The organism is Nitratidesulfovibrio sp. 1201_IL3209, from assembly GCF_036763125.1.
Lineage (GTDB): Bacteria > Desulfobacterota > Desulfovibrionia > Desulfovibrionales > Desulfovibrionaceae > Cupidesulfovibrio.
Window position 1 is genome coordinate 112,555 of record NZ_JBAIYT010000002.1, and the last position, 24,928, is coordinate 137,482.

At 68.0% G+C, this 24,928-nt stretch carries 24 protein-coding genes; 17 read left to right on the plus strand and 7 right to left on the minus strand.

The features are described from left to right. Window positions 1-329 precede the first annotated feature (329 nt). Both panC and metK read left to right on the plus strand, forming a co-directional pair. Window positions 330-1,181 carry a pantoate--beta-alanine ligase gene (gene panC, locus V6B97_RS02050; RefSeq protein WP_333504823.1) on the plus strand — a complete coding sequence of 284 codons (852 nt, stop codon included), beginning with the start codon at window positions 330-332 and terminating at the stop codon, window positions 1,179-1,181. 149 nt (window positions 1,182-1,330) lie between these two features. Further along, on the plus strand, window positions 1,331-2,500 hold the full coding sequence (gene metK, locus V6B97_RS02055) for a methionine adenosyltransferase (RefSeq protein ID WP_333504824.1): 1,170 nt from the start codon (window positions 1,331-1,333) through the stop codon (window positions 2,498-2,500). Between the two features lie 166 nt (window positions 2,501-2,666). Here metK and V6B97_RS02060 read toward each other — a convergent pair whose 3' ends face one another. From V6B97_RS02060 to nth, 4 genes are all read right to left on the minus strand, one after another. Continuing rightward, window positions 2,667-3,014, minus strand: a complete 348-nt coding sequence (locus V6B97_RS02060) for a PilZ domain-containing protein (RefSeq protein ID WP_333504825.1) — start codon at window positions 3,012-3,014, stop codon at window positions 2,667-2,669. 337 nt (window positions 3,015-3,351) lie between these two features. Further along, window positions 3,352-4,323, minus strand: a complete 972-nt coding sequence (locus tag V6B97_RS02065; RefSeq protein WP_333504826.1) for a chemotaxis protein — start codon at window positions 4,321-4,323, stop codon at window positions 3,352-3,354. 184 nt (window positions 4,324-4,507) lie between these two features. Further along, window positions 4,508-5,341 (minus strand): ribonuclease H-like domain-containing protein, encoded by an 834-nt coding sequence (locus V6B97_RS02070; RefSeq protein ID WP_333504827.1) that lies wholly within the window; start codon window positions 5,339-5,341, stop codon window positions 4,508-4,510. Next, on the minus strand, window positions 5,338-6,090 hold the full coding sequence (nth, locus tag V6B97_RS02075) for an endonuclease III (protein WP_333504828.1): 753 nt from the start codon (window positions 6,088-6,090) through the stop codon (window positions 5,338-5,340). Before nth ends, V6B97_RS02070 begins: the two co-directional genes overlap by 4 nt. A gap of 424 nt (window positions 6,091-6,514) precedes the next feature. Here nth and cutA point away from each other — a divergent pair, with 424 nt between their 5' ends. Continuing rightward, entirely contained in the window at window positions 6,515-6,835 is a 321-nt protein-coding gene (gene cutA / locus V6B97_RS02080) for a divalent-cation tolerance protein CutA (protein ID WP_333504829.1), read from the plus strand. Between the two features lies 1 nt (window position 6,836). Then, window positions 6,837-7,763, plus strand: coding sequence for a carbohydrate kinase family protein (locus V6B97_RS02085; RefSeq protein WP_333504830.1), 927 nt, complete (start codon window positions 6,837-6,839; stop codon window positions 7,761-7,763). Between the two features lie 268 nt (window positions 7,764-8,031). Here the strand turns inward: V6B97_RS02085 and V6B97_RS02090 are convergent, their stop codons facing one another. From V6B97_RS02090 to V6B97_RS02100, 3 genes are all read right to left on the minus strand, one after another. Continuing rightward, window positions 8,032-8,376, minus strand: a complete 345-nt coding sequence (locus V6B97_RS02090; protein ID WP_333504831.1) for a ferredoxin-thioredoxin reductase catalytic domain-containing protein — start codon at window positions 8,374-8,376, stop codon at window positions 8,032-8,034. Further along, complete coding sequence (locus V6B97_RS02095; protein WP_333504832.1) at window positions 8,373-8,636, minus strand: glutaredoxin family protein; 264 nt, start codon at window positions 8,634-8,636, stop codon at window positions 8,373-8,375. Before V6B97_RS02095 ends, V6B97_RS02090 begins: the two co-directional genes overlap by 4 nt. A gap of 198 nt (window positions 8,637-8,834) precedes the next feature. Continuing rightward, window positions 8,835-9,347, minus strand: coding sequence for a hypothetical protein (locus V6B97_RS02100; protein ID WP_333504833.1), 513 nt, complete (start codon window positions 9,345-9,347; stop codon window positions 8,835-8,837). A 658-nt stretch (window positions 9,348-10,005) separates the two neighbouring features. Between V6B97_RS02100 and V6B97_RS02105 the strand changes: the two genes are divergently transcribed. From V6B97_RS02105 to frr, 13 genes are all read left to right on the plus strand, one after another. Then, window positions 10,006-12,072: an elongation factor G gene (locus V6B97_RS02105; protein WP_333504834.1), complete on the plus strand. Its 2,067-nt coding sequence runs from the start codon at window positions 10,006-10,008 to the stop codon at window positions 12,070-12,072. A 195-nt stretch (window positions 12,073-12,267) separates the two neighbouring features. Then, a complete protein-coding gene (locus V6B97_RS02110) occupies window positions 12,268-13,134 on the plus strand; it encodes a GntR family transcriptional regulator (RefSeq protein ID WP_333504835.1) in 867 nt (288 codons plus the stop codon). A 96-nt stretch (window positions 13,135-13,230) separates the two neighbouring features. Next, window positions 13,231-14,022, plus strand: a complete 792-nt coding sequence (hyi, locus tag V6B97_RS02115) for a hydroxypyruvate isomerase (protein WP_333504836.1) — start codon at window positions 13,231-13,233, stop codon at window positions 14,020-14,022. 184 nt (window positions 14,023-14,206) lie between these two features. After that, on the plus strand, window positions 14,207-15,364 hold the full coding sequence (locus V6B97_RS02120; RefSeq protein ID WP_333504837.1) for a lipid II:glycine glycyltransferase FemX: 1,158 nt from the start codon (window positions 14,207-14,209) through the stop codon (window positions 15,362-15,364). Then, complete coding sequence (gene garR, locus V6B97_RS02125) at window positions 15,321-16,343, plus strand: 2-hydroxy-3-oxopropionate reductase (RefSeq protein ID WP_333504970.1); 1,023 nt, start codon at window positions 15,321-15,323, stop codon at window positions 16,341-16,343. The genes V6B97_RS02120 and garR overlap by 44 nt, the downstream gene beginning before the upstream one ends. Before the next feature lie 377 nt (window positions 16,344-16,720). Then, a complete protein-coding gene (locus V6B97_RS02130; RefSeq protein WP_333504838.1) occupies window positions 16,721-18,382 on the plus strand; it encodes a ribonuclease J in 1,662 nt (553 codons plus the stop codon). Between the two features lie 142 nt (window positions 18,383-18,524). Continuing rightward, the gene (locus tag V6B97_RS02135) at window positions 18,525-19,307 is read left to right on the plus strand and encodes a fumarylacetoacetate hydrolase family protein (RefSeq protein ID WP_333504839.1); all 783 of its coding nucleotides are present in this window, start codon (window positions 18,525-18,527) and stop codon (window positions 19,305-19,307) included. A gap of 275 nt (window positions 19,308-19,582) precedes the next feature. Next, window positions 19,583-20,395 carry a 30S ribosomal protein S2 gene (rpsB, locus tag V6B97_RS02140; RefSeq protein WP_333504840.1) on the plus strand — a complete coding sequence of 271 codons (813 nt, stop codon included), beginning with the start codon at window positions 19,583-19,585 and terminating at the stop codon, window positions 20,393-20,395. Window positions 20,396-20,429: 34 nt separating this feature from the next. Then, window positions 20,430-21,032 carry a translation elongation factor Ts gene (gene tsf, locus V6B97_RS02145; protein WP_333504841.1) on the plus strand — a complete coding sequence of 201 codons (603 nt, stop codon included), beginning with the start codon at window positions 20,430-20,432 and terminating at the stop codon, window positions 21,030-21,032. 341 nt (window positions 21,033-21,373) lie between these two features. Continuing rightward, window positions 21,374-22,531: a DegT/DnrJ/EryC1/StrS family aminotransferase gene (locus V6B97_RS02150; protein WP_333504842.1), complete on the plus strand. Its 1,158-nt coding sequence runs from the start codon at window positions 21,374-21,376 to the stop codon at window positions 22,529-22,531. Between the two features lie 153 nt (window positions 22,532-22,684). Then, window positions 22,685-23,485, plus strand: a complete 801-nt coding sequence (locus tag V6B97_RS02155) for a glycosyltransferase family 2 protein (RefSeq protein WP_333504843.1) — start codon at window positions 22,685-22,687, stop codon at window positions 23,483-23,485. A gap of 114 nt (window positions 23,486-23,599) precedes the next feature. Beyond that, entirely contained in the window at window positions 23,600-24,316 is a 717-nt protein-coding gene (gene pyrH, locus V6B97_RS02160) for a UMP kinase (protein ID WP_333504844.1), read from the plus strand. 6 nt (window positions 24,317-24,322) lie between these two features. After that, entirely contained in the window at window positions 24,323-24,883 is a 561-nt protein-coding gene (gene frr, locus V6B97_RS02165; RefSeq protein ID WP_333504845.1) for a ribosome recycling factor, read from the plus strand. Window positions 24,884-24,928: the final 45 nt, after the last annotated feature.

The window sequence follows — 24,928 nt, forward strand, 5'->3', positions numbered from 1 at the left end:
CGTGCGGGCCGTCCCGCCCCTGCTCTTGCCCGCAGCCACCGCCTCCGTCAAGCGCGGCCGGAACGGGGGATGCGCAAGGCGCCGGGCCACCGGCCCTCCGGAACGAGTCCCCCGTCAGGCCATCGGCCGGGCCGCCGGTCATCCCGGTACGGGTTTTGCTGTTTCCGGCGCCACACGGACAAACCTGCCGGGCGGGCGCCGCTCCGGCCCGCGCCGCCATCGCTGCGCCATGCCCGCTTCGCGCCGTCCATATCGGCCGCCGTTTTCGCTGGACATCGTGGCGGGCTGCGTGTATACCCGCCTACACAACAATATTCGGATAACTTGATATGCAGATACTTACCGATCCCCGCACGTTGCAGCAGACCTGCCTTCGCTGGCGGGCCGACGGCCAGCACACCGTGCTGGTGCCCACCATGGGCTACTACCACTCCGGGCACGAAAGCCTGATGTCCTACGCCCGCTCGGCGGGGGACAAGGTGGTGGTCAGCCTGTTCGTGAACCCCACGCAGTTCGGCCCCGGCGAAGACCTGGCCGCCTACCCGCGCGACCTCGAGCGCGACGCCGCCGTGGCCGAGGCCAACGGCGCCGACGTGCTGTTCACCCCCCAGCCCGCGGACATGTTCCCGGCGGGCCACGCCACCTGGGTAGAGGTGCCCTCGCTGGCGGGCACGCTGTGCGGCGTTTCGCGCCCCACCCATTTCCGGGGGGTGTGCACCGTGGTCATGAAGCTGTTCCAGCTGGCCATGCCGCGCACCGCCGTGTTCGGCCAGAAGGACTGGCAGCAGTTGGCCATCATCCGCCGCATGGCGCGCGACCTGAACGTGCCCGTGGAGGTGGTGGGCCGCCCCATCGTGCGCGAGGCCGACGGCCTGGCCATGAGCTCGCGCAACGTCTACCTTTCGGCCGAGGAACGCGCCCAGGCCCCCAACATCCACCACGGCCTGGCCCTTGGCCGGGCGCTGGTGCAGGGGGGCGAGCGCGACGCCGCCGCCGTGGCCGAGGCCATGCGCCGCTACTGGCGCGAAAGCCTGCCCCTGGCGCAGGAGGACTACGTGTCCATCGTGCACCCGGAAACCCTGGAACCGCTGGCGCGCATCGCCGACGCGGCCCTGTGCGCGGTGGCCTTCCGCCTGGGCAAGGCCCGGCTCATCGACAACATGCTGCTGGCCGGCGATTAGCCCCTGGCCCTGGCCCCTTAGCCCCGAGCCACCGCACCCGACAACCGCAACCCACGCATCGAAACGCGCCCGAGCCCGCCGCGCCCGCACCATACGCCGGGGCGCCAGGCCACACGCCGGGGCCACGCGCGCATCATCAGGAGGACCGCATGATTCCCGGAAAAGGCCGCTACTTCTTCACGTCCGAATCCGTCACCGAAGGCCACCCCGACAAGGTGGCCGACCAGATTTCCGATGCCGTGCTCGACGTGCTGCTGGCGCAGGACCCCATGTCCCGCGTGGCCTGCGAAACGCTGGTGACCACCGGCATGGCCTTCATCGCGGGCGAAATCCGCACCAAGGGCTTCGCCGACCTGCCCGAGGTGGTGCGCTCGACCATCCGCAACATCGGCTACTGCAACTCGGACATGGGCTTCGACTGGAAGACCTGCGCGGTCATCTCCTCCATCGACAAGCAGTCGGGCGACATCGCCCAGGGCGTGGACCGGGGCAACCCCGAAGACCAGGGCGCGGGCGACCAGGGCATGATGTTCGGCTTCGCCTGCGACGAGACCCCCTCCCTGATGCCCGCCCCCATCTACTGGGCGCACCAGCTTTCGCAGCGCCTGACCAAGGTGCGCAAGGACGGCGTCCTCGATTTCCTGCGGCCCGACGGCAAGACCCAGGTCTCGTTCGAATACGTGGACGGCAAGCCCGTGCACATCAACAACGTGGTGGTCTCGTCGCAGCATGCCGACAACGTGTCCAACGCCACCATCCGCGAAGGCATCATCGAGGAAGTGATCAAGAAGACGCTGCCCGAGGGCCTGATGGCCGACGACTGCGAAATCTTCATCAACACCACCGGCCGGTTCGTCGTCGGCGGCCCCATGGGCGACTGCGGCCTGACCGGCCGCAAGATCATCCAGGACACCTACGGCGGGGCCGGACACCACGGCGGCGGCGCGTTCTCGGGCAAGGACGCCTCCAAGGTGGACCGTTCCGGCGCGTACATGGGCCGCTACATCGCCAAGAACGTGGTCAAGGCGGGCCTGGCCCCCAAGTGCGAAGTGCAGATCGCCTACTGCATCGGCGTGGCCGAGCCGGTTTCCGTGCTGGTCTCGTCGCTGGGCAGCGGCGAACTGTCGGACGAAGTGCTGACCCGCGCCGTGCGCGAGGTGTTCGACCTGCGTCCGTACCACATCATCAAGCGCCTTGACCTGAACCGCCCCATCTACGGCAAGACCACCTGCTACGGCCACTTCGGCCGCGAACTGCCCGAGTTCACCTGGGAGCAGTGCGACGCCGTGGCCGACCTGCGCACCGCCGCCAAGGTGTAGCGCACGCCGGGCCGCCCCGGAATTCTACGGACAAACGCAAGGGCGGGGAGCATGCTCCCCGCCCTTTTCTTGTGCGCCCTGTTCCGGTCAACCCGGCCAGTTCCGGCCAGTCCAGCCAACCCGGCCAGCCCGCCACTATCGGCCGCTATCGGCCACTATCCCGCCACTATCCCGCAAGATCGGCCAGATCCGCCTGCAGGCCCGACACCGAGGCGTCCAGGTCCACGTCGAAACTGGCCCCGAATTCGATGCCCCCCGGCTGGTCACTTTTGACCCAGGCCACCGTGTAGGCCACGTCCACCAGGTAGGCCAGCCGGAAGTTCTCGCCCCGCAGCAGCACGCCGCGCGTGCCCTGCGGGGGCACGGCCCCGCCGTCGTCCAGCAGCAGGCGCGAACCGCCGGGGCTGATGTCGATGAGTTGGGCGATGCGGTCCGCGCCGCCCATGTGCACGCGACAGGACTGGTTCAACCCGTACGCCTTCAGAAAGACGCGCGCATGACGCCTGCGTTCCATGATGTCTCCCCCCTTTGCCGGTCCGCCGCCGCCAACGGCCTGCCTGCGGTCCGGCGTTCTGCCTGTACCCCGTCCCGGCGTGGCGTCCCCCGGCGTGCGGCCGGTGCCGCACGGACCGTGGCGCGCATCCCGCGATGCACGCCCGGCGCCCCCGATGTCCCCCGGTGTTTCCTCTGTCTTCGGGACAAGTCCCGGCCATGGGGGCGCGCCACTCCACCGAACGGCGGCGACACTACCATGGTCCCGAAAAGATGGGAACTCCGTTAGCCGACACCGGTGCGGGACGCCCGGCGTGCCACACACCTCCGATCCACGCCGCCGTGAGCGACCGACAGGATCACGCGGCCGACGTCCGCTGGCGGAACCGTTCGATCAGGCCGCGCACCCGTTCGGTAAGGCCGGGCAGGTCGGGCTTGGATATCTGGTCGTCGGCCCCCACGGCGGCGCCCTTGTGGCGCAGGGCGTCGGTGATCAGCGAAGAGAACAGCACCACCGGCAGCTTCTGCAGCACCTGGTCTTCCTTGATGCGCCGGGTCAGGTTGTGGCCGTCCATCTCGGGCATCTCGATGTCCGACACCACCAGGTCCACGTAGTCGTAGATGTGCCTGCGCTCTTCCTCCGACCGTTTGCGCCAGCCGGACAGCACGTCCCACGCCTCGCGCCCGCTGCTGGTGCGGGTGACGCGAAAGCCCGCCTTCTCCAGGGTGCTGCCGATCATGTTGCGGATGGCCGAGGAGTCGTCGGCGATGAGCACGTGCCACGGCTCGGGCACCGAGGCCGCGGCCACCACGGCTTCCGCCGCGCTGCCCATGTCCAGCCGGGGGTTCATGGAGGCCACGATCTTCTCCATGTCCAGCAGGAACACGATGCGGTCCTCGAAGCGCACCACCCCGATGACCGACTGGCCGCTGTAGGTCTGCATGTGCCTGTCCGGGGCCTCCACCTGGCTCCAGCTCAGGCGGTGGATGCGCGTGACCCCGGACACCAGGAACGCGGTGACCATGCCGCTGAACTCGGAGACGATGACCTTCAGCGCGTCGCTGGCCACCACCTGCTTGCCCAGCCATCCGCCCAGGTCCACCAGGGGCAGGACGCGGCCGCGCAGGTTGAAGGTGCCCAGCGCCGCCGGGTGGTGCTTGCTGGGCACGCCGGTGACCGTGGGCCGCCGGATGATCTCCAGCACCTTGGCCACGTTCATGCCGTAATAGCCCCGGTACACCCTGCCCCCCGGCAGGGTTTCCTCGATGTAGAATTCGATGATTTCGAGCTCGTTGGTGCCCGATTCCAGCAGGATGTTGGTCTGGCTCATGCGGCCCCCCTGAAAGGTCGTGACGTGCGTTCCAGTATGCCACACGGGCCGCCACGGGCAATTGTTTTTCCGCGCCGGGCGCAACGGTGCGTCCTTCCCGCCGTGCATGCGGCGGGGAGGACGGGGTGGGAACGGAATGCTCCGGGGTGAAACGCACCGTTGCGGGGCGGCGGGACGCGGACGCCTACGCCACCCGCACGCCCACCTTGCGCAGCACCTCGGCGCTGGCGCGGAAGGGATTGTCGGCCCGGCCGCACTGCGGCAGCGGCACCTCCGGCAGGGCGGGCAGCCCGGCCAGGTGGGCATTGTAGGCATGCACCGCCAGCGGTTCCAGGGTCAGCACGTCTTCGGCGTTGTAGGCCAGCAGGGTTTCCAGGGCGCGTTCGTCGCCGCTGTTCCGCCAGTGGTGCCACAGCAGTACGGCGGTGTAGCCGTCCACCCCGGCCAGCCCTCCGCGATCCAGCCCGAAGGCCCGCTCCACCCGTTTCAGCCCGCCGGTGTAGCCCAGCGGCTTGAGCACCCAGCGCAGGTCCAGGTGGGCCATGTCCAGCTTCTGGCGGAAGGTCTGCTCGATGAACGGCGCGTCGAAGCCGCGCCCGTTGAAGGTCACCAGCAGCCGGTAGTCGCGGATGTCGTCGGCGAAGGCTTCCAGGTTGTCGCCGTGCCGGTAGGTGCGCAGTTGCCGCCCGTCCCACAGGGCGATGGTGGTGATGTGCGATTCCGGCCAGCCGAGGCCCGTGGTTTCGATGTCCACGTAGGCCGCCTGGTGGCGGAACGTGGCGAACAGCCGCCACTGGTCCGCCGCGCCCAGACGCCGGCCGAACCACGCGGCGTCGCCCGCCGCGAGGCGCGCGTGCGAATCGGCGATGCCGGTGGCGAAGGTGCCCGCCTCGTGGCGGCGGCAGGGAATGTCGCCGCGCGCGGCCGCGTCCTCCCAGGTCAGGCAGCCCCCGCGCCACAGGCGTTCCTCGAAGGCCGCGCCCACGCCGGGCAGGTGGCGGAAGGTGGAGGTGATCATGGCTTGCCGCCGCCACGGGATTTGGCCGGGGTCTTGGCGGGGGCGGCCTTGTTTCCGCTCTTGCCGCTCTTCCCGCTTCGGACGGCCCGCGCCCCGGCGGCAGCGCCGGGCTTTTCCCCCACGCCGTGGCGCGGGCAGACCTCGATCATCTCGCATTCGCCGCAGCGCGGGGCGCGCGCGTCGCACACGTGGCGGCCGAACCACACCAGCATGTGGTTCACGTCGCCCCAGGCATCGCGCGGGAAAAGGGCCATCAGGTCGCGCTCGATCCGCACCGGGTCGGTGGATTCGGTAAAGCCCATGCGAAAGGAGATGCGCTTGACGTGGGTGTCCACGGCGATGCCCTCGTTGATGCCGTAGGCCCCCCACAGCACCACGTTGGCGGTCTTGCGGGCCACGCCGGGCAGTTGCACCAGTTCGGCCATGGTGCGGGGCACCTTGCCGCCGTGCGCCTCGGTCACGCGGCGGGCCGCGCCCAGCAGGTTGGTGGCCTTGTTGTGGTAGAAGCCGGTGGAACGGATGACCTCTTCCAGTTCTTCCTGCGTGGCGCGGGCAAGCTCGGCCGGGCCGGGCCAGCGGCGGAACAGGCCGGGGGTCACCTGGTTCACGCGCACGTCGGTGCACTGGGCGGCCAACACCGTGGCCACCAGCAGTTCCCAGGCGTCGCGGGCCACAAGATGCGTTTCGCGGGTGGGATAGCGCAGGCGCAGGAGTTCGAGCACCCTGGCCGCGCGGTCGGCGGTCTGCATGAAAGGCTCCGTGAAGGGATGTGCGCGCGGCTGCCGGATTAAGGAAACGGGGGAAACAGGGAAACGGGGAGATAGGCCGGACAACGGCCCGGCAGATGCGCGTCCGCCAGTATATGCCACGCCGTGGCCCGCCCCGCAACCATGCGACGGAGAACGGCGGCGCGCGCCCTGCATGGAAGCGTCGCGCCTTGCGCATGGCCGCCCGCCTGCCCGCCACGCCCAGCCGCTTCGCGTCATTCCGGTGCCGGGACCATGATCATCGCGTTGCCGTGCGGTGGCTTCTCCGCTATGCACATGGACGGCGCACGCCGCGCGCCAAGGCCCGATGCGCGGCCCCGTCCGCCAGCATCCGTCCCCATCCGCCACCATCGGGCCTATCGGACCTATCGAGACGGACGCCCCATCACCACCGCAGGAGGTCCCCATGGCGGTCATCGTGTACATGACGGCCCCCAATCCGGAAGAGGCCGAGCGCATCGGCCGCATCCTGGTGGAACGGGGCCTTGCCGCGTGCGTCAACGTGCTGGGGTCCATCCGGTCCATCTACCGCTGGGCGGGCGACATCCAGACCGACACCGAAACCGCGTTCATCGCCAAGACCGCCGACGCCCTCGTGCCCGCCCTGACCCAGGCGGTGCTGGAACTGCACCCCTACGAGGTGCCCTGCGTGGTGGCCCTGCCCATCACCGGCGGCAGCGCCGCCTTTCTCGGCTGGATCGACGAAGAAACCCGCAAGGAGCCCTAGCATGTCCATCTACGTTTCCGGTTCCCTCGCCTACGACCGCATCATGAACTTTCCCGGCAAGTTCGCGGACCACATCCTGCCGGAAAAGATACACATCCTGAACGTGTGCTTTCTCATCGACCGGCTGGAGGAAAAGCGCGGCGGCACGGCGGGCAACATCGCCTACAGCCTGGCCCTGCTTGGCGAGAAGCCGCACGTCCTGTGCTGCGTGGGCAAGGACTTCGACCGCTACGCCGAGGAACTGGACAGGCTGGGCCTGCCGCAGGACGGCGTCCGCAAGCTGGACGACCAGTTCACCGCCGGGGCCTACATCACCACCGACCAGAGCGACAACCAGATCACCGGCTTCAACCCGGCGGCCATGCGCTTTCCGTGCGAATACCCCTTCCCCGCGCTGGACGCGGCGGCCGACATCGCCATCGTCTCGCCCGGCAACGTGGACGACATGGTGGGCCTGCCGCGCATGTTCCGCGAACGCGGCGTGCGCTACATCTTCGACCCCGGCCAGCAGATTCCCGCCCTGTCCGGCGACCAGCTGTACGAAACCATCTGCGGGGCGCACATGCTGGTCAGCAACGACTACGAACTGGAAATGATCATGAAGGCCACCGGCCGCACCAAGGCGGAACTGCTGGAACACACCGGGTGGATCATCACCACCATGTCCGAACACGGCTCGCGCATCGACAACGGCAGCCCGGTGCTGGTGCCCGCCGTCAAGGCCGACCGGGTGCTGGACCCCACCGGCGCGGGCGACGCCTACCGCGCGGGGCTCATCAAGGGCCTGGTGGACGGCAGGGACGTGGTGGAGGCCGCGCGCATGGGCGCCACCTGCGCCAGCTTCTGCGTGGAGCACTACGGCACCCAGGAACACGCCTTTACCCCGGAGCAGTTTGCGGCGCGGCATGCGGCGGCGTTTGGCGTATAGGGCCTGCACCACTATGGGCCTTTTGCCCTCTGCCGGCGTCAGAATGGTTTTTTATTTCGGTCGAATACCACAAAAGTATACTCCCTCCATAAAGAAACCATTCTTCCTTGGCAGAGAACAAAATCCCTCATAGTGGCAACAGGCCCTAGCGGGTACCCACACGCCCGGCCCAAGCAAACAATACAAAAATACCGCCGGGTTCCCTCGGGAATCCGGCGGCGTTTTGTTTTGGGCGATAGTCAAGAGGCCGCATCAACAGACGGGACAGTTAGCCGAACAATTTCTCCGGCGGCCTGCGCTCCGGCACCACCGCGTGGGGAATCTCCTCGTCGTTCCAGGCTTGCGACACGTACAGCCCGCAGAAGCAGGCCCCGAATTCCTTCACGTCGTCCTCGCGGTACACGCAGGGACAGACGATGTCGCGGTCCTTCTCGAACTCGCCGAGGGCCAGGCGGCAGGGGCAGGCCATGTAGCCGTAGCGTTGCCTGTTCACCAGCAGGCTTTCCAGCAGGGGCATGGTCATGTCCATGTCCTTGTTGAAGAAATAGCCCTTGGGTTCCTGAATCTTGCGCAGCATGTCGTGCAGCGCCTGGGCGGTTGCGGGTCCGCTCATAAGTCCAGGGCCTCCTTGATGTCTTCCTTGTGAAAGCCCACGATGACGCGGCCGTTGCCGCAGACCAGAGTGGGGAAGGACAGCTTGGGATTGTGGGCGCGGATTTCCTCCAGCACCGCCTTGCGCTCGTCGCCTTCCAGCTGGTCCACGAACACGCACTTGTAGTCCACGCCGTGCTCTTCAAGATACTGCTTGGTGTTCTTGCAGTGGATGCAGGTGGACAGGGCGAACAGTTTCACTTCGCTGGAGTCGTCGGACATGATGGATACCTCGTTCGGCGCGCGCGCCGCATCGTTCGTTGGAACCGGGCAAGGGGAGTGCGGACCGTCGGCGCATCCTAGCAGCAGCGCCCCCGCGTGACAATCTCGGACGGGCTCGGATGGGCTCGGACGGGCTCGGACGGGCTCGGACGGGCTCGGGCAATCCCGGACAATGCGCCTGGCCGGAGCCCCCGTCCGCTACGTGGATGTCCGCCCGGCCACTGCGTCGGCAATGAGCGAGGCCAGCCGCCGCACCGTTCCGGCAAGGTCGGCGTGCTCCTCAAGGGCGCCGTCCACGCGGATGCCGTAGCGTTCGTCGCGCAGGGGGCGGCGGACGCCGTCCCCGCCGGGGCGGCCCTCGCCGTCGCGGTCGCCCAGCAGCACCGTGAGCGCGTTGTGGGTGACCACGATGGTGCGCCCGCCCGCCTGCACGGTCAGGGTGTCGCCGTCGTCCCGCACCTCGAAGCGCTGGTCCTCCGGCAATTCCTCGCGCATTTCGGCCAGGGCGGCGGCCACCGGACGCAACCGCTCGTGGGCCACGTCGCGCAGCCGTTCGGCCATGCCCGTGGCGCTTTCGCCCACGGCCCGGCGGCGCGAAAGTTCCTCGCGCAGCACGTCGCGCGGGTTTTCCGGGCGGGTCCGCCACACGTAGCGCAACAGCAGGTAGATCAGCAGGACGAACAGGCCGCCCAGAATCAAGCCGCGTATCATGTCATACTCCATGCCGCGAAAGGTGTGCCTCGCGCAAGGGGGGCCGGTCGGCGAGACCGGTCCGTGCCAGCCGGCACCCCGCCCCGCCGGAGTCCATTCCGCCCCCCCAGGCAGGGCGACGCCCACAAACCGTTGCGGGACGCGGATCGCCGGGGCGTTGTCCAGATTGCCCTTGACATCTTTCTTAACGTCTTCCTATGACTTACGTAACTGGAAAGCCATCGGCAAGGCCCGGCGGCACGTCCGGTACGGTCACGATTCCCGCGCGGAACGGTTACGGACCGGCAACGCGCCTTCGCAAACCCCAACCCGCATCGCCGCCCGAAAACCGGACGATACGCCACACGACACGGGGGAGAACGCCCGACAGCGCGACAACCGCAGCCACGGCAGCCACGGCGGCACCACGAGACGCACGGGACCACGCAATGGCCCCACGCAGCGGCAAGGGCACCCGCCACCGCCGCGCCGCCGCCGCACCACGCTGGACAGGCGCCGCACGAACGGCTCCGGCGCATGTCGCCGCAGGGACGACGCCCCGCACGAGGAAGCACGAACGGAACACGGTTTTGTTGGCGGCATCACGCATTCATGGACACTGCGCCCTGCCCGGCAGGGATTTCATCTCCACAACCATCAGGAACAAGGGAGACGGATTATGTCCAAGGCGTTGGAAACCCAAAGAACCTATGCTCTCGTAGGAACCGGAGGTTGCGGTAAGACCTCGCTCGCCGAAATGCTGCTGTATCAGGCGGGCGTGGTCGGCCGCCTCGGCAAAATCGAGGAGGGCACCACCGCCCTCGACTTCGAGCCGGAGGAAACCAAGCGGCGCGGCTCCATCCAGCCCGCCCTGGCCACCTTGCAGCGCAACGGTTCCCGCCACTTCCTGCTCGACATTCCCGGCGACAACAATTTCATCGGCGACATCGGCTACCTGCTTTCGGGCGTCGATGCCGCCGTTTTCGTCATCGACGCGGTGGACGGCGTGCGGCCGCTCACCCGCAAGCTGTGGCAGTCGGTGCGGGCGGCCGGGCTGCCCGCCGCCGTGTTCATCAACAAGGTGGACCGCGACCGGGCCGACTTCGACATGGCCTTTTCCGGCCTTTCCGCCATCCTCGGCATGCGGCCGGTGCTGCTGTACATGCCCATCGGCCAGCAGGCCAGCTTCAAGGGCCTGGTGGACGTGCTGGCGGGCAAGGCCCTGTTCTTCGGCGACGACGGCAAGGTGACCGAGGGCGAGATTCCCGCCGACATGGCCGACGACGTGGCCGCCCTGCGCGAGACCACCATCGAGAACATCGCCGAGGCCGACGAAACCCTGATGGAAAAATACCTCGAAGAGGGCGAACTGACCCCCGAGGAAATGGCCCTGGGCCTGCAAAAGGGCGTGCTGGCGGGCGACCTGGTGCCCGTGGTGGCCGGTGCCGCCATCGAGAACAAGGGCGGCGCGCAACTGCTCGACGCCATCGACCGGCTGCTGCCCTCGCCCCTGCAACGCGCCGCGTGGCTGGACGCCGACGGCAACGAACGGGCCAGCAGCCCGGACGCCCCGGCCGCCTGTTTCGTGTTCAAGACCCTGGCCGACCCCTTCGCCGGGCAGCTCAGCCTGATCCGGGTGCTTTCGGGTACCGTCTCCACCGAATCCACCCTGAAGAACATGACCACCGGCGAGCCGGAACGCCTGGGCTCGCTGCTGTACCTCACCGGCAAGACCCAGACCCCCTGCAAGGACGTGCTGGGTCCCGGCGCCGTGGTGGCTGTGGCCAAGCTGAAGGGCACCCGCACCGGCGACACCCTGTGCGACGAAAAGAACCCCTTCGCGCTGCCCAGGCCCGCCATACCGCCGCAGTTGATCACCTACGCGCTGGCGCCCAAGGAAAAGGGCGACGAGGACAAGGTCTTCGCCGCCGTGCACAAGCTGCTGGACGAGGACATCACCCTCAAGCTGGCCCGCGACGAGGAAACCAGCGACATCCTGCTTTCCGGCATGGGCCAGTTGCACATCGAGCTTTCCGTCGAAAAGGCCAAACGCCGCTACAAGACCGAAATCCTGCTCAAGACGCCCAAGGTGCCCTACCGTGAAACCGTGCGGGGCAAGGCGCAGGTGCAGGGGCGGCACAAGAAGCAGTCCGGCGGGCGCGGCCAGTTCGGCGACTGCTGGATCGAGATGGAAGGACTGCCGCGCGGTTCCGGCTACGTGTTCGAGGATGCGGTGGTGGGCGGCTCCATCCCCCGCCAGTACATCCCCGCCGTGGACAAGGGCGTGCAGGAGGCCGCCGCGCGCGGCTACCTTGCCGGATGCCCGGTGGTGGACTTCAAGGTGAAGCTGTACGACGGCAGCTACCACACCGTGGACTCGTCGGAAATGGCGTTCAAGATCGCGGGCTCGCTGGCCTTCAAGAAGGCCATGGAAATGATGAAGCCCACCCTGCTCGAACCCATCGTGCTGCTGACCGTTTCCGTGCCCGACGAGTACATGGGCGACGTCATCGGCGACCTGTCGTCGCGGCGCGGCAAGGTGCTGGGCTCCGACTCGCAGGTGGGCATCACCGAGATCAAGGCCCACGTGCCCATGAGCGAAGTGCTGCGCTACGCGCCCGACCTGCGCTCCATGACCGGCGGGCAGGGCGTGTTCACCATGGAATTCGACCACTACGAGGAAGCCCCGCCGCCGGTGGCCGAAAAGGTCATCGCCGACTACCGGAAGGAGCGCGGCGAGGAGTAGCCGCCGCGTGGCGGACGCCCGCCAGATGGGAAACGGACAAGAAACAGATGAGAACGAACGCGCCGCCCCCGGAGTTCCGGGGGCGGCGCTTGCGTTGCGAAAGTGCGTGCCGTGGGTTCGAACCGCGCCACCTTCATTTTGCATTCTGCATGCAAAACAGTTGACCCGCCCCCCTCACCCGGCTAGGGTCGCCCCATGAAGCACCCCAAGCCAGCCCCCGGCATCCCCGCACGTGGGGCCGATGCCGCTCCATCCGCCAGCATGCCGGACGACGCCCCGGCCACCACCGGTGTTCCCACCGACGACGCCCTTGCCGTCATCCGGCACGAGAACCTCGACGAGAAGGTCTACGGCCGCATCCGGGCCATGATCGCCGACGGCGTGCTGGCCCCCGGCCAGCGCGTGGCGCAGGAGGCGCTGGCCGTGCGCCTTGGCGTCAGCCGCACCCCGCTGGTCAACGCCCTGAAGCGGCTGGCCCAGGAAGGGCTGCTGCGGGCCATCCCCCGCCGGGGGTTCCGGGTGCGCGAACTTTCTCCGCTGGAACTGGTGCAGTTGTTCGAACTGCGCGAACGGCTGGAACCGCTGGCGGCGGAACTGGCCGCCACGCGCATCGCCCCGGACGAGGCCGACCGCATGGCCGGGGAATGGCGGGCCATGGCAAGCCTGCCGGACACGCCCGAGGCGCACCAGACCTATGTGGAGCACGACCGGGCCTTCCACCGGCGGCTGGCCGAGCTTTCCGGCAATCCGTTCCTGCGCGCGGCCATGGACCCGGTGAGCATGCTGGCCGCAGCCTACCTGCACGGCACCCCCCGCCCGTGGGAAGACACCGTGCCCGACCACCTGGCCGTCATCGAAGGGCTGCGCCGGGGCGACCCGGCGGCCAGCGGCGCGGCCATGCGGCGGCATATCGCGCCGTCGCTGGCGGCGCTGCGGCAGGCCCTGGCCGATGCGGACGCGCAGGACAACCGAACCGAACCCGCAGCTTTTCCGGACACTGCCCCAAATACCGCCCCGGACACTGTCAATGACGACGGGCACGAGCCGCCCAAGGCAGCCTGAAGGAATTTCCGGCCGACAAGGCTTGCCCACGGCCTTGCCGACCGCCCAGCCGCCCGTTCTCCCAACCGCCGGCACACCCCGCCACAAGGAGCGACCATGCCCAGATTCGCCGCCAACCTGACCATGCTGTTCACCGACCTGCCGTTCACCGATCGCTTCGCCGCCGCGCGGGCGGCGGGCTTCGACGCGGTGGAATACCTGTTCCCCTACGACCACGCTCCGGAAACGCTGGCCGCGCTGCTGCGCGACAACGGCCAGACCCAGGTGCTGTTCAACCTGCCCGCGGGCGACTGGGCCGCCGGAGAACGCGGCATCGCCGCCCTGCCCGGCCGCGAGGCGGAATTCCGGGCCGGGGTGGACCGCGCCGTCACCTACGCCAAGGCCCTTGGCGTGCCCCGCCTGAACTGCCTGGCGGGCAAGGTGCCGGACAACGACCCCACCGCCGCGCAGGCCGCGTGGGCAACCCTGGCGGACAACGTGCGCTTCGCGGCCGACCGGCTGGCCGAGGCCGGGCTGGTGCTGCTGGTGGAATTCATCAACCGCAAGGACATTCCCGGCTTCTTCCTGCACTCCACCGCGCAGGTGCTGCGCCTGCTGGACGAGGTGGGCCGCCCCAACGTGCTGTTGCAGTATGACGTCTACCACGCCCAGCGCGAGGAGGGCGAACTGGCCGCCACCCTGCGCGCCCACATGGCCCGCATCGGGCACGTCCAGATCGCGGACACCCCGGGCCGCCATCAGCCCGGCACCGGCGAGATCAACTACCCCTTCCTGTTCGCCGAACTGGACCGCCTGGGCTACGCCGGGCACGTCGGGCTGGAATACGTGCCCGCGCCCGACACGCTGGCGTCGCTCGGCTGGATGCTCCCATACGCCAAACAGGCATAACCTCGTTCACGTGTCCAAAGGACAAGGACCACACCCATGCGCACCACGCTCCCGCACGGGGGCATGACCGGCGTGAAGAGTACGCGGCGGCGCGACGACACCAGCCCGCCCCTTTCCGGCCTGCCCCCTCCCCTCGGCACGGACCGCGCCTGACGGCGCACGCCAACCTCAACAGGGATCAGACATGTTCGAGCTTTCATCGAAACGGACCGATGCGCTGCTGCCCACCGACATCCTGTTCCAGACGGGATACTGGGCGCAGGTGAAGGCCCGGCTGGGATACACGCCGAAAGCGTTCGACCTGGCCGCCACCGAACGCCACGGCGACGTGCTGGTGCTGCTGCAACCCATGGGGCGCGGCCGCGCCATGGCCTGCGTGCCGCAGGGGCCGGAGCACGCCCCCGCCGAGGAGGACTACGGCCCGTTCCTCGAAGACCTTTCCGAAGCGCTGGCCCGCAGCCTTGGCCCGTCCGTGGCGTTCATCCGCTACGACCTGCCGTGGATCTCGCCCTATGCCGACGACATGCGGACCCACGGCAGCAACGCCTACCCGGAGCCGCGCATCCGCGAGATGCGCATGAACATGGGCACCCGCAACTGGAACCTCAGAAAGGCCCATCGCGACCTGACCGTGGCCAGTTCGCTGGTGGTGGACCTGACCGGCACGGAGCAGGACATCCTGGCGCGCATGAAGCCCAAGACCCGCTACAACATCGGCCTTGCGGCGCGAAAGGGCGTGCGCGTGGACCCCGCCCTGCCGGACATGCTGCCGGTGTTCCACGGGCTGTACGGCCAGACCGCCCTGCGCAACGGCTTTGCACCGTGCGGCTACGAACAGTTCCTGGCGCTGTTCCGCACCCGCGTGCACGCCCTGAACCCCATGGGCGCGCTGGCCCCCACCCCGCCGGGCTCCACTCCGGCCAACCCCATCTGCCCGGACCGCGCGGAGGCGACGTCTCCCGGCCGCGACGCCGAACTGCTGTTCCTGCTGGCCCGGCACGGCGCGGACGTGCTGGCCGGGGCCATCGTGGCCCTGTGCGGGGCCACCGCGCACTTCCTGTACGGGGCCTCGGCCGACCACAAGCGCCAGTGCATGGCCCCCTACGCCATGCACTGGAAGGCCATGCGGCTGGCCCGCCAGCGCGGCTGCGCCGCCTACGACATGGGCGCCGTGCCGCCGGGGCTGGACCCGGCCCACCCCTTCCACGGGCTGCACCGCTTCAAGACCGGGTTCGGGGGCCGCGTGGAACTGCGCAGCGGTTCGTGGGACTACCCCATCGACCACGCCGCCCACCGCGATTTCTGCAACCTCGAAAGCCTGGAACGGCACCGGCCGTCCTGACCCCGGCCACGCGCGAACCACGCACCGTCACGGGCGGCCGCCGCAACGCCACGGCCGCCATACCGCAGCAAAGGAGCACGCCATGCAACGCATCGGATTCATCGGGTTGGGCATCATGGGCGCACCCATGTGCCGCAACCTGCTCAAGGCCGGATTTCCGGTCACCGCGTACACCCGCAACGGGGACAAGCTGCGGGCCATGGCCGCCGAAGGGGCGAAGGCCGCCGAAAGCCCCGCCGCCGTGGCCGCCGCCTCGGACGTGGTCATCACCATGCTGCCCAACTCGCCCGAGGTGCGCGAGGTGGCCCTTGGCCCCGGCGGCATCGCCGAGGGCGCGGCCCCCGGCTGCATCGTGGCGGACATGAGCTCCATCGCCCCCTTGGCCAGCCGCGAGATCGCGGCGGAACTGGCCAAAAAGTCCATCCGCATGCTGGACGCCCCGGTGAGCGGCGGCGAGCCCAAGGCCATCGACGGCACCCTGTCGGTCATGGTGGGCGGCGCGCAGGCGGACTTCGACGCCTGCCTGCCGGTGCTCAAGGCCATGGCCGCCTCGGTGGTGCGCGTGGGCGAGGTGGGCGCGGGCAACGTGGCCAAGCTGGCCAACCAGATCGTGGTGGCGGGCAACATCGCGGCCATGTCCGAGGCGCTGGTGCTGGCCACCCGCGCCGGGGCGGACCCGGACCTGGTCTACCAGGCCATCCGGGGCGGCCTTGCGGGCAGCACCGTGCTGGACGCCAAGGCCCCGCTGGTCATGGACGGCAAGTTCGCGCCCGGCTTCCGCATCAGGCTGCACGCCAAGGACCTGGGCAACGTGCTGGAAACCTCGCGCGAGTTGCACGTGTCCCTGCCGCTGGCCGCGCAACTGATGGAAGTGATGCAGGGCCTGATGGCCGACGGACTGGGCGACGCCGACCACGGCGCGCTGATCCGCCACTGGGAAAAACTGGCCGGGGTGGAGGTGCGCCGCAAGCCCTCCTGAGCTTGCGAACCGCACCGCATCGGACAATCGTTGCGCATCGGTTGAACATTCATCTGAACATTGAGCGCACAGGCCCGGTGCGAAATTATCATGTTCCGCGACCACAGCCGCGCCGCCCGCACCGGGTGGCGCGGTTTCCGTTTTCCGACCGGACTCCGCCCCGCCCCCCGCCTGCGCTCCCGTCTCCTCATTCCGGCGCATCCCTCCGCCACCCGCCCGCACCGCCCCTGCTCTTGCCGGAAGACTGTTCAGCCGAACGGCACGCATCGGTGCGCGCGCCGCATCCCCTTGTGAGGGCCGCCTTTTTACGGTAGCAAAGGGAACCGACCCGTGCCTTTCGCACCAGCACCCGACGCGCAACCAGTGGAGCCCCTCGCATGGCGGACCAGACCCCGCACCTGACCATCACCCCCCTTGGCGGACTCGGAGAGATCGGCCTGAACTGCCAGATCTGGTCCACGCCAGACTCCATGGTCCTGGTGGACTGCGGCCTGATGTTCCCCGAAGACTACCACCTCGGCGTGGACGTGGTGATTCCGCGCTTCGACCACGTGCTGCAGAACCGCCACCGGGTGCGCGGCATCGTGCTCACCCACGCGCACGAGGATCACATCGGCGCGCTGCCGTGGCTGATGCCCCACCTGAAGGCCCCCATCTACGGGTCGCGCTTCACCCTCGCCCTCGTCGAGCACAAGCTGCGCGAGCACGGCCTGGCCGACCGGGTGGAACTGGTGCCCGTCTCGCCGGACGCGCCCCTGACCCTCGGCGACATGACCTTCCGTTTCCTGCCCGTGTGCCATTCCATCATCGAAGGGTACGCCCTGGCCGTGGAAACCCCGGCCGGGCGCGTGGTGCACACCGGCGACTTCAAGATCGACCCCAACCCCCTGTCCGGCCCCGGCACCGACCTTGCGCTGTTCCGCGACTTCGCCGGGGACCAGGGCGTGCGCCTGCTGCTGTCCGACTCCACCAACATCGAGCGCGACGGCCATTCGCTGGGCGAGCGCGAGATCATGGACACCTTCCGCCAGTTGTTCCAGGAGGCGGAAGGCCGCATCGTCATCACCCTGTTCTCCAGCCACATCCAGCGCATCCAGGAAGTGTTCGACCTGGCGCGCGAATTCGGGCGCAAGGTGGTGGTCAGCGGCCGCAGCCTGATGAACAACATAGAAATCGCGCGCAACCTCGGCTTTCTGCGGGCCGAGGCGGGCATGATCCTGGACGCCGTGACCATGCCCCCCATGGCCGACCGCGACCTGGTGCTGCTGGTCACCGGCTCGCAGGGCGAACCGCTGTCGGCCCTGTCGCGCATCATCATGGGCGAGCACAAGCAGCTTTCCATCCACCGGGGCGACACGGTGGTCATGTCCTCGCGCTTCATCCCCGGCAACGCGCGGGCCATCACCAAGCTCATCAACCAGTTGTACCGGCTGGGGGCGGAAGTCTACTACGACAAGGTGCGCTCCATCCACGCCTCGGGCCACGCCCACCGCGACGAGTTGCGCGCCATGATCGAGGCGGTGCGGCCCCGCCACTTCGTGCCGGTGCACGGCGAATACCGCCACCTGGTCAAGCACTGTCGCCTGGCGCAGGAATGCGGCGTTGCGCCGGAGCGCACCATCATCCTCGAAAACGGCGACCCCATCACCCTCACCCCGGATGGCGTGCGCTTCGAAGAGCACGTGCCGGTGGAGTTCATCCTTGTGGACGGCAAGGGCGTGGGCGACGTGGGCCATTCCGTGCTCAAGGAACGGCACATCCTTGGCGGCGAGGGCATGGTCATCGTGGTGCTGGTGGTGGACGACACGGGATGGGAAGTGCTGCACGGCCCGGAAATGCTGTCCAAGGGCTTCGTGTTCGAGCAGCACTACAACCACGTGCTGGAAGACGCGAAGTGCATCGTGCTGGACATCTTCGAGAACATCCCGCCCGGCGAGACGGAACGGTTGCAGGACCGCATCCGTTCGTCGCTGCGGCGGTTCTTCCGCAAGGTGCTGGAACGGGACCCCATCGTGGTGCCCGTGGTGACCACCATCTGACCTTCCCCCGGCCGCCATTGCCTGCCGGGCGGCAGCCCCACGTGGGACAGGTGGCAGTCCGTGTCCGGGCCGGGCAGACCCCAATTTCGGGCAATGGCGATGCAACGCGGCGGGCGCCTGCCCGCCGGAGCGGAGCGGCGACATGCGCGTGGTACGGGTGCAATACAAGGGCAGCGTGTTCTTCGGCGCGCTGCAGGACGACGGCGTGGTGTGCCTGAACCACCAACTGGGCCTGAAGGACCCCATCCCGCTGGCGGAACTTTCCATCCTGCCGGTGGTGGCCCCCTCCAAGATCGTCTGCGCGGGCATGAACTACCGTGACCATGCGGCGGAAATCGGCTTTCCCGTGCCGGACGAACCGGTGTTCTTCCTGAAGGCGCCCACCGCCGTCATCGGCAGCGGCCAGCCCATCCTGGTGCCCCAGGGCGTGGGCCGGGTGGACTACGAGGGCGAACTGGCGCTGGTGGTGGGGCGGCAGTGCCGCAACATCACGCCGGACGCCGTGCCCGCGAACATCTTCGGCTACACCTGCGCCAACGACGTCACCGCCCGCGACCAGCAACGGCGCGACGGCCTGTTCGGCCGCTGCAAGGGCTACGACACCTTCTGCCCCGTGGGCCCGTGGATAGAGACCGACCTGCCCGACACCGCCAGCCTGGCCGTGCGCACCCTGGTCAACGGCGAGGTGCGCCAGCAGGGCAACACCGCCGACATGCTGTTCACCCCCCACGAGATGGTCAGCGCCATCTCGCGCGTCATGACCCTGCTGCCCGGCGACCTGATCCTTACCGGCACCCCCGTGGGCGTGGGTCCCATCGTGCCCGGCGACGAGGTGCGCGTGGAAATCGAGCAGGTGGGCCTGCTGATCAACCCCGTGCTGGCCGCCCCGGATGCGGACGAGCACGCCGAGGTTCCGTTGCAGTAGGCGGGGCCGGCCTGTCCGGCGCGGGCATCGCCCCGCCCCTTCCATCCGGCTAGGCGGGCCGGTGACCTTTCCGCCACACGCCCCGCCCGGCATCGCGCGGATTTTCGCCATCCGCTCTCCCGCCACTTGCCATCCGTACCAATCTGGCGTATGCATTCCTGCCTTTTACACCAAGCACACTCCGGTTTCGGCCCGGGGTGCCCGCCACGCTTTGAGCCGCGCGGGTTGAAGGGCCATGGCCGGTGTGGAAGAAAAAACCCGCAAGGAGTTCTGAAATGGCTTACGTTTCCATGAAGCAGATGCTGGAAACCGGCGTGCACTTCGGTCACCAGACCCGCCGCTGGAACCCCAAGATGCGCCCCTTCATCTTCGGCGCCCGCAACGGCATCCACATCATCGACCTGCAGCAGACCGTGAAGCTGTTCCGCACCGCCCACGACAAGGTGGTGGACACCGTGGTCAACGGCGGCAAGGTCGTGTTCATCGGCACCAAGCGCCAGGCTCAGGAAGCCGTGGCCGTGGAAGCCGGCCGCGCCGGGCAGTTCTACGTGACCAACCGCTGGATGGGCGGCACGCTGACCAACTTCACCACCATCCAGAAGAGCATCGACCGCCTGAAGAAGCTGGAAGGCATGTTCGCCGACGGCACCGTCAACAAGTACCAGAAGAAGGAAATCCTGCGCATGCAGCGCGAGATGGACAAGCTGCTGGCCACCCTTGGCGGCATCAAGGAAATGGACCGCCTGCCGCAGCTCGCCTTCATCGTGGACCCCCACCGCGAAGACATCGCCGTGAAGGAATGCCGCAAGCTCGGCATCCCCATCGTGGCGGTCACCGATACCAACTGCGATCCCGACCTGATCGACTTCGTCATTCCCGGCAACGATGACGCCATCCGCGCCATCAAGCTCTTCGTGGCCGCCATCGCCGACGCCTGCATGGAAGGCGACGCCATGCGCAAGGAACGCAAGGGCAAGGACGCCGAGGAAGAACTGAAGAAGGCCGCCGCGCCCAAGGCCGCGCCCGCCCCCGAAGCCGCGCCCGAAGCTGTCGCTGACGCCCCCGCCGCCGAAGCCGCCGCCGAGTAACCAGACCTCCACGACATCTCAGGGAGACCGCACAATGGCAATTACCGCCCAGATGGTTAAGGAACTGCGCGAAAAGACCGGCGCCGGCATGATGGACTGCAAGAAGGCCCTGGAAGAAAACGACGGCAGCCTCGAAAAGGCCGTCGACTGGCTGCGCCAGAAGGGCCTGTCCAAGGCCGCCAAGAAGGCCGGCCGCGCCACCTCCGAAGGCGTCATCGGCAGCTACATCCACTCCAACGGCAAGATCGCCGTCATCGTGGAAGTGAAGTGCGAGACCGACTTCGTGGCCCGTAACGAAAAGTTCCAGGAATTCGCCAAGAACGTGGCCATGCAGATCGCGGCCACCAACCCCGCCGCCGTGGACGCCGAGTCCGTGGACCCCGCCGTCATCGAGCGCGAGCGCGAAGTCTACCGCCAGAAGGCGCGCGAGGAAGGCAAGCCCGAGAACATCATCGAGAAGATCGTTGAAGGCGGCATCAAGAAGTTCTACAAGGAGGTCTGCCTCCTGGAACAGCCGTACATTCGCGACGACAAGATGACCATCCGCGACCTGCTGAACGACGTCATCGCCACCCTGGGCGAAAACGTCACCGTCGGCCGCTTCGTCCGCATGCAGCTGGGCGCGGAAGAAGCCTAGCCGCAGGACGGAACGCCGCCATGCCGCACGGATGCAACAGCACCGCAGCCGACATGGAGCAGACCGTGCATGCATCATGAATGAAAGGGGGGTCGAAAGACCCCCTTTTTCGCGGGCTGCGACTTGGGGTATGTTTTGGGGGGTATGCTCCCCTACGGCAGCCGCGCGGGCGGGACCACGGACCTCCCGCCGCCTGCCACACCCTCGGGCGGCCCCGCCGCCGCAAGCCCCCACGGGACGGGGTTTCGTCCCTCCCCGGCGCGCCCCGCGCGCCCCACGCAACCGGCCCCGCGCGCGAACGGCCCAACGCCCCGCCGCCCGGCCCCGGAGAAAGAACACCCATGCGCGACACCTTCCTCGTCTTCGGCCAGCCGCTCATCGAACAGGCGGAAATGGACGAAGTGCTCGACAGCATGAAGCGGGCGTGGATCGGCACCGGCCCCAAGGTGCACCGGTTCGAAAAGGATTTCGCCGCCTACAAGGGCATGCCTTACGCCGCCGCCGTCAACTCGTGCACGGCCGCGCTCCAGCTTTCCTGCCTCGCCCTCAACCTTGAGCGGGGCGACGAGGTGATCACCACGGCCATGACCTTCTGCGCCTCGGTGAACGCCATCATCCACTCCGGCGCCACCCCGGTGCTGGCCGACGTGGACCCGGCGACCCAGAACATCGACCCCGCCGACATCGAGCGCCGCATCACCCCGCGCACCAAGGCCCTGCTGGTGGTGCACTTCGCCGGGCGCGCCTGCGACATGGACCCCATCATGGACATCGCGCGGCGGCACGGCCTGGCCGTCATCGAAGACTGCGCCCACGCCATCGAAACCACCTACAAGGGCAGGCAGGCGGGCGACATCGGCGACATCGGCTGCTTCAGCTTCTACGCCACCAAGAACGTGGTCACCGGAGAGGGCGGCATGATCCTCTCGCGCGACAAGGCCAAGATCGACCGCATGAAGATCATGGGCCTGCACGGCATGAGCGCCGACGCCTGGGCCCGCTTCTCCGATTCGGGCTACAAGCACTATTACGTCGTCGATCACGGCTTCAAGTACAACATGATGGACATGCAGGCCGCCCTCGGCATTCATCAGCTGAAGCGGGTGGAGACATACTGGAAGCGCCGCGAGGCCGTGTGGCGGCGCTACATGCGGGCCTTCGCGGACCTGCCCGTGGGCCTGCCCGCCGCGCCGGAGCCGGACACCCGCCACGCCTACCACCTGTTCGCCATCCGGGTGAACGAGGCGCGCTGCGGCGTCTCGCGCGACGCCATGCTGCCCATGATGACCGCCCGCAAGATCGGCGTGGGGGTGCACTACCTGGCCATTCCGGAACACCCCTACTACCGGAAGAACTACGGCTGGAACCCGGACGACTACCCCAACGCCGTGGCCTATGGCCGCGAAACCATCTCGCTGCCGCTTTCGCCCAAGCTCGGCGAACAGGACGTGGACGACGTCATCGAGGCCGTGCGCGACATCGTCACCGGCAAGGGGTAACGCTGACGGTCAGCTGTTTTTGTCAGCCTCCGGCGGGCAGGGGGCAAAGCCCCCTGCACCCCCTGAATTGAAGAAAAACCGGGGCTCATTTGCCCGCCTTTCCGGCCTTCCCCCCACCCCCCAACCTCAACCCCGCCGCCACGGCAGGTCCGCATGCCCCCCGCCATCACCGGCCTCGTGCTCACCTACAACGGCGAACGCCTGCTCGACAGGTGCCTGGCCTCGCTGTCCTTCTGCGACAAGCTCCTGGTGGTCGATTCCTTCAGCACCGACCGCACCGTGGACATGGCCCGCGCGGCCGGGGCAGAGGTCATCCAGCGCGCATGGGAAGGCCCCGGCCCGCAGTTCCGCCACGCCCTGTCGGTCATCGACACCGAATGGGTGTTCAGCCTGGACCAGGACGAAATCTGCACCGAAGAACTGCGTGAAAGCGTGCTGGCCGCCGTGCGGGCGCAGGTGCGCGGGGGCGACGGCAGCCACGGCACCCACGCGCGCCGGGCAGGCTACTGGGTGCCCCGTCGCTCGTGGTACTTCGACCGGTTCATGAAGCACAGCGGCTGGTACCCGGACTACCTGCTGCGCCTGTTCCGGCCCGAAAAGATGGACGTGCACGTCTCGGGCGCGCACTACTCGTTCCACCCCAAGGGCGAAACGGGCCGCCTGCGCGGCGACATCCTGCACTACCCGTACGACAGCTTCCGCCAGCACCTGGACAAGATCAACTCCTACGCCCAGCAGGGCGCGGACGACCTGCGCGCCAAGGGCCGCCAGGGCGGCGTGGCCGTGGCCACGGCGCACGGCCTGGCCCGGTTCCTGAAGCTGTACGTGGTCAAGCTGGGCTTCCTGGACGGGCGGGCGGGCTACATCAACGCGGCGCACGGGGCGTTCTACGCCTTCCTGAAATACATCCGGGTCCGCGAGGGCGATTGGGGCTCCCCCTTCGACCACCACTAGGACGCATCCACGGCTTCACCACGGGCGGGCACTGCGGCGAGCGCGCCATCACCCCCGCCAGCGAACCCGAATTTACGACGATGCAACACCAAACCACCACACCGAGGGACGGACATGAGCGAACTCCGCTACAAGCGCGTGCTGCTGAAACTCAGCGGCGAAGCCCTGGCGGGCGAAAACAAGTTCGGTATTGACCCCCAGACTGTTTCGAAGATATGCGAGGAAATCGCCGAGGTTGTCGACATGGGCCTGCAAGTGGCGCTTGTCATCGGCGGCGGCAACATCTTCCGTGGCCTCTCCTCGTCCGCCAAGGGCATGGACCGCTCATCGGCCGACTACATGGGCATGCTGGCCACGGTGCTCAACGCCCTGGCCGTGCAGGACGCCCTGGAAAAGATCGGCCATCCCACGCGGGTGCTTTCGGCCATCACCATGCAGGAAGTCTGCGAGCCGTACATCCGCCGCCGGGCCGACAGGCACCTGGAAAAGGGCCGCGTGGTCATCTGCGCGGCGGGCACCGGCAACCCCTACTTCACCACCGACACGGCGGCCGCGCTGCGCGGCATGGAACTGAAGTGCCAGGCCATCATCAAGGCCACCAAGGTCGACGGCGTCTACGACAAGGACCCCATGAAGCATGACGACGCCGTGATGTTCCGCAGCCTCGGCTACGTCGAAACGCTCCAGCGCAAGCTCGGCGTCATGGACTCCACGGCCATCACCCTGGCCATGGAGAACAACGTGCCCATCATCGTCTGCAACATGTTCAAGGGCAGCATCAAGCGCGTGGTCATGGGCGAAGACGTCGGAACCATCGTACACGGAGGCTAACCCCCTATGGATATGGACACCATTCTTCTCGACGCCGAAGAGCGCATGGAAAAGGCCATCGGCTCCCTGGACCGCGAATTCGCCAAGCTGCGCACCGGCCGCGCCTCCACCTCGCTGGTGGACAACATCAAGGTGGACTATTACGGCACGCCCACGCCCATCAACCAGCTGGCGTCCGTCAGCGTGCCCGACAGCCGCACCCTGACCATCCAGCCGTGGGACCGTTCCGCGTTCGCGCTGGTGGAAAAGGCCATCATGAAGTCGGACCTCGGCCTCAACCCGGTCAACGACGGCAAGATCATCCGCATCTCCATCCCGCCGCTGACCGAGGAACGCCGCAAGGACCTGGTGAAGGTGGCCCGCAAGTACACCGAAGAGGCCAAGGTGGCCGTGCGCAACGTGCGCCGCGACGCCAACGACGCCCTGAAGAAGCTGGAAAAGGCCAAAGAGGTGTCCGAGGACGACGTGCGCAAGGCCACCGACGACGTGCAGAAGCTGACCGACCGCTTCGTGGCCAAGTCGGACGAGAAGTGCACGGCCAAGGAAAAGGAAATCATGGAACTTTAGGGGGGCTGCCCCCAGCCGCACCGGCACGAATGACCGAGCGGCCAA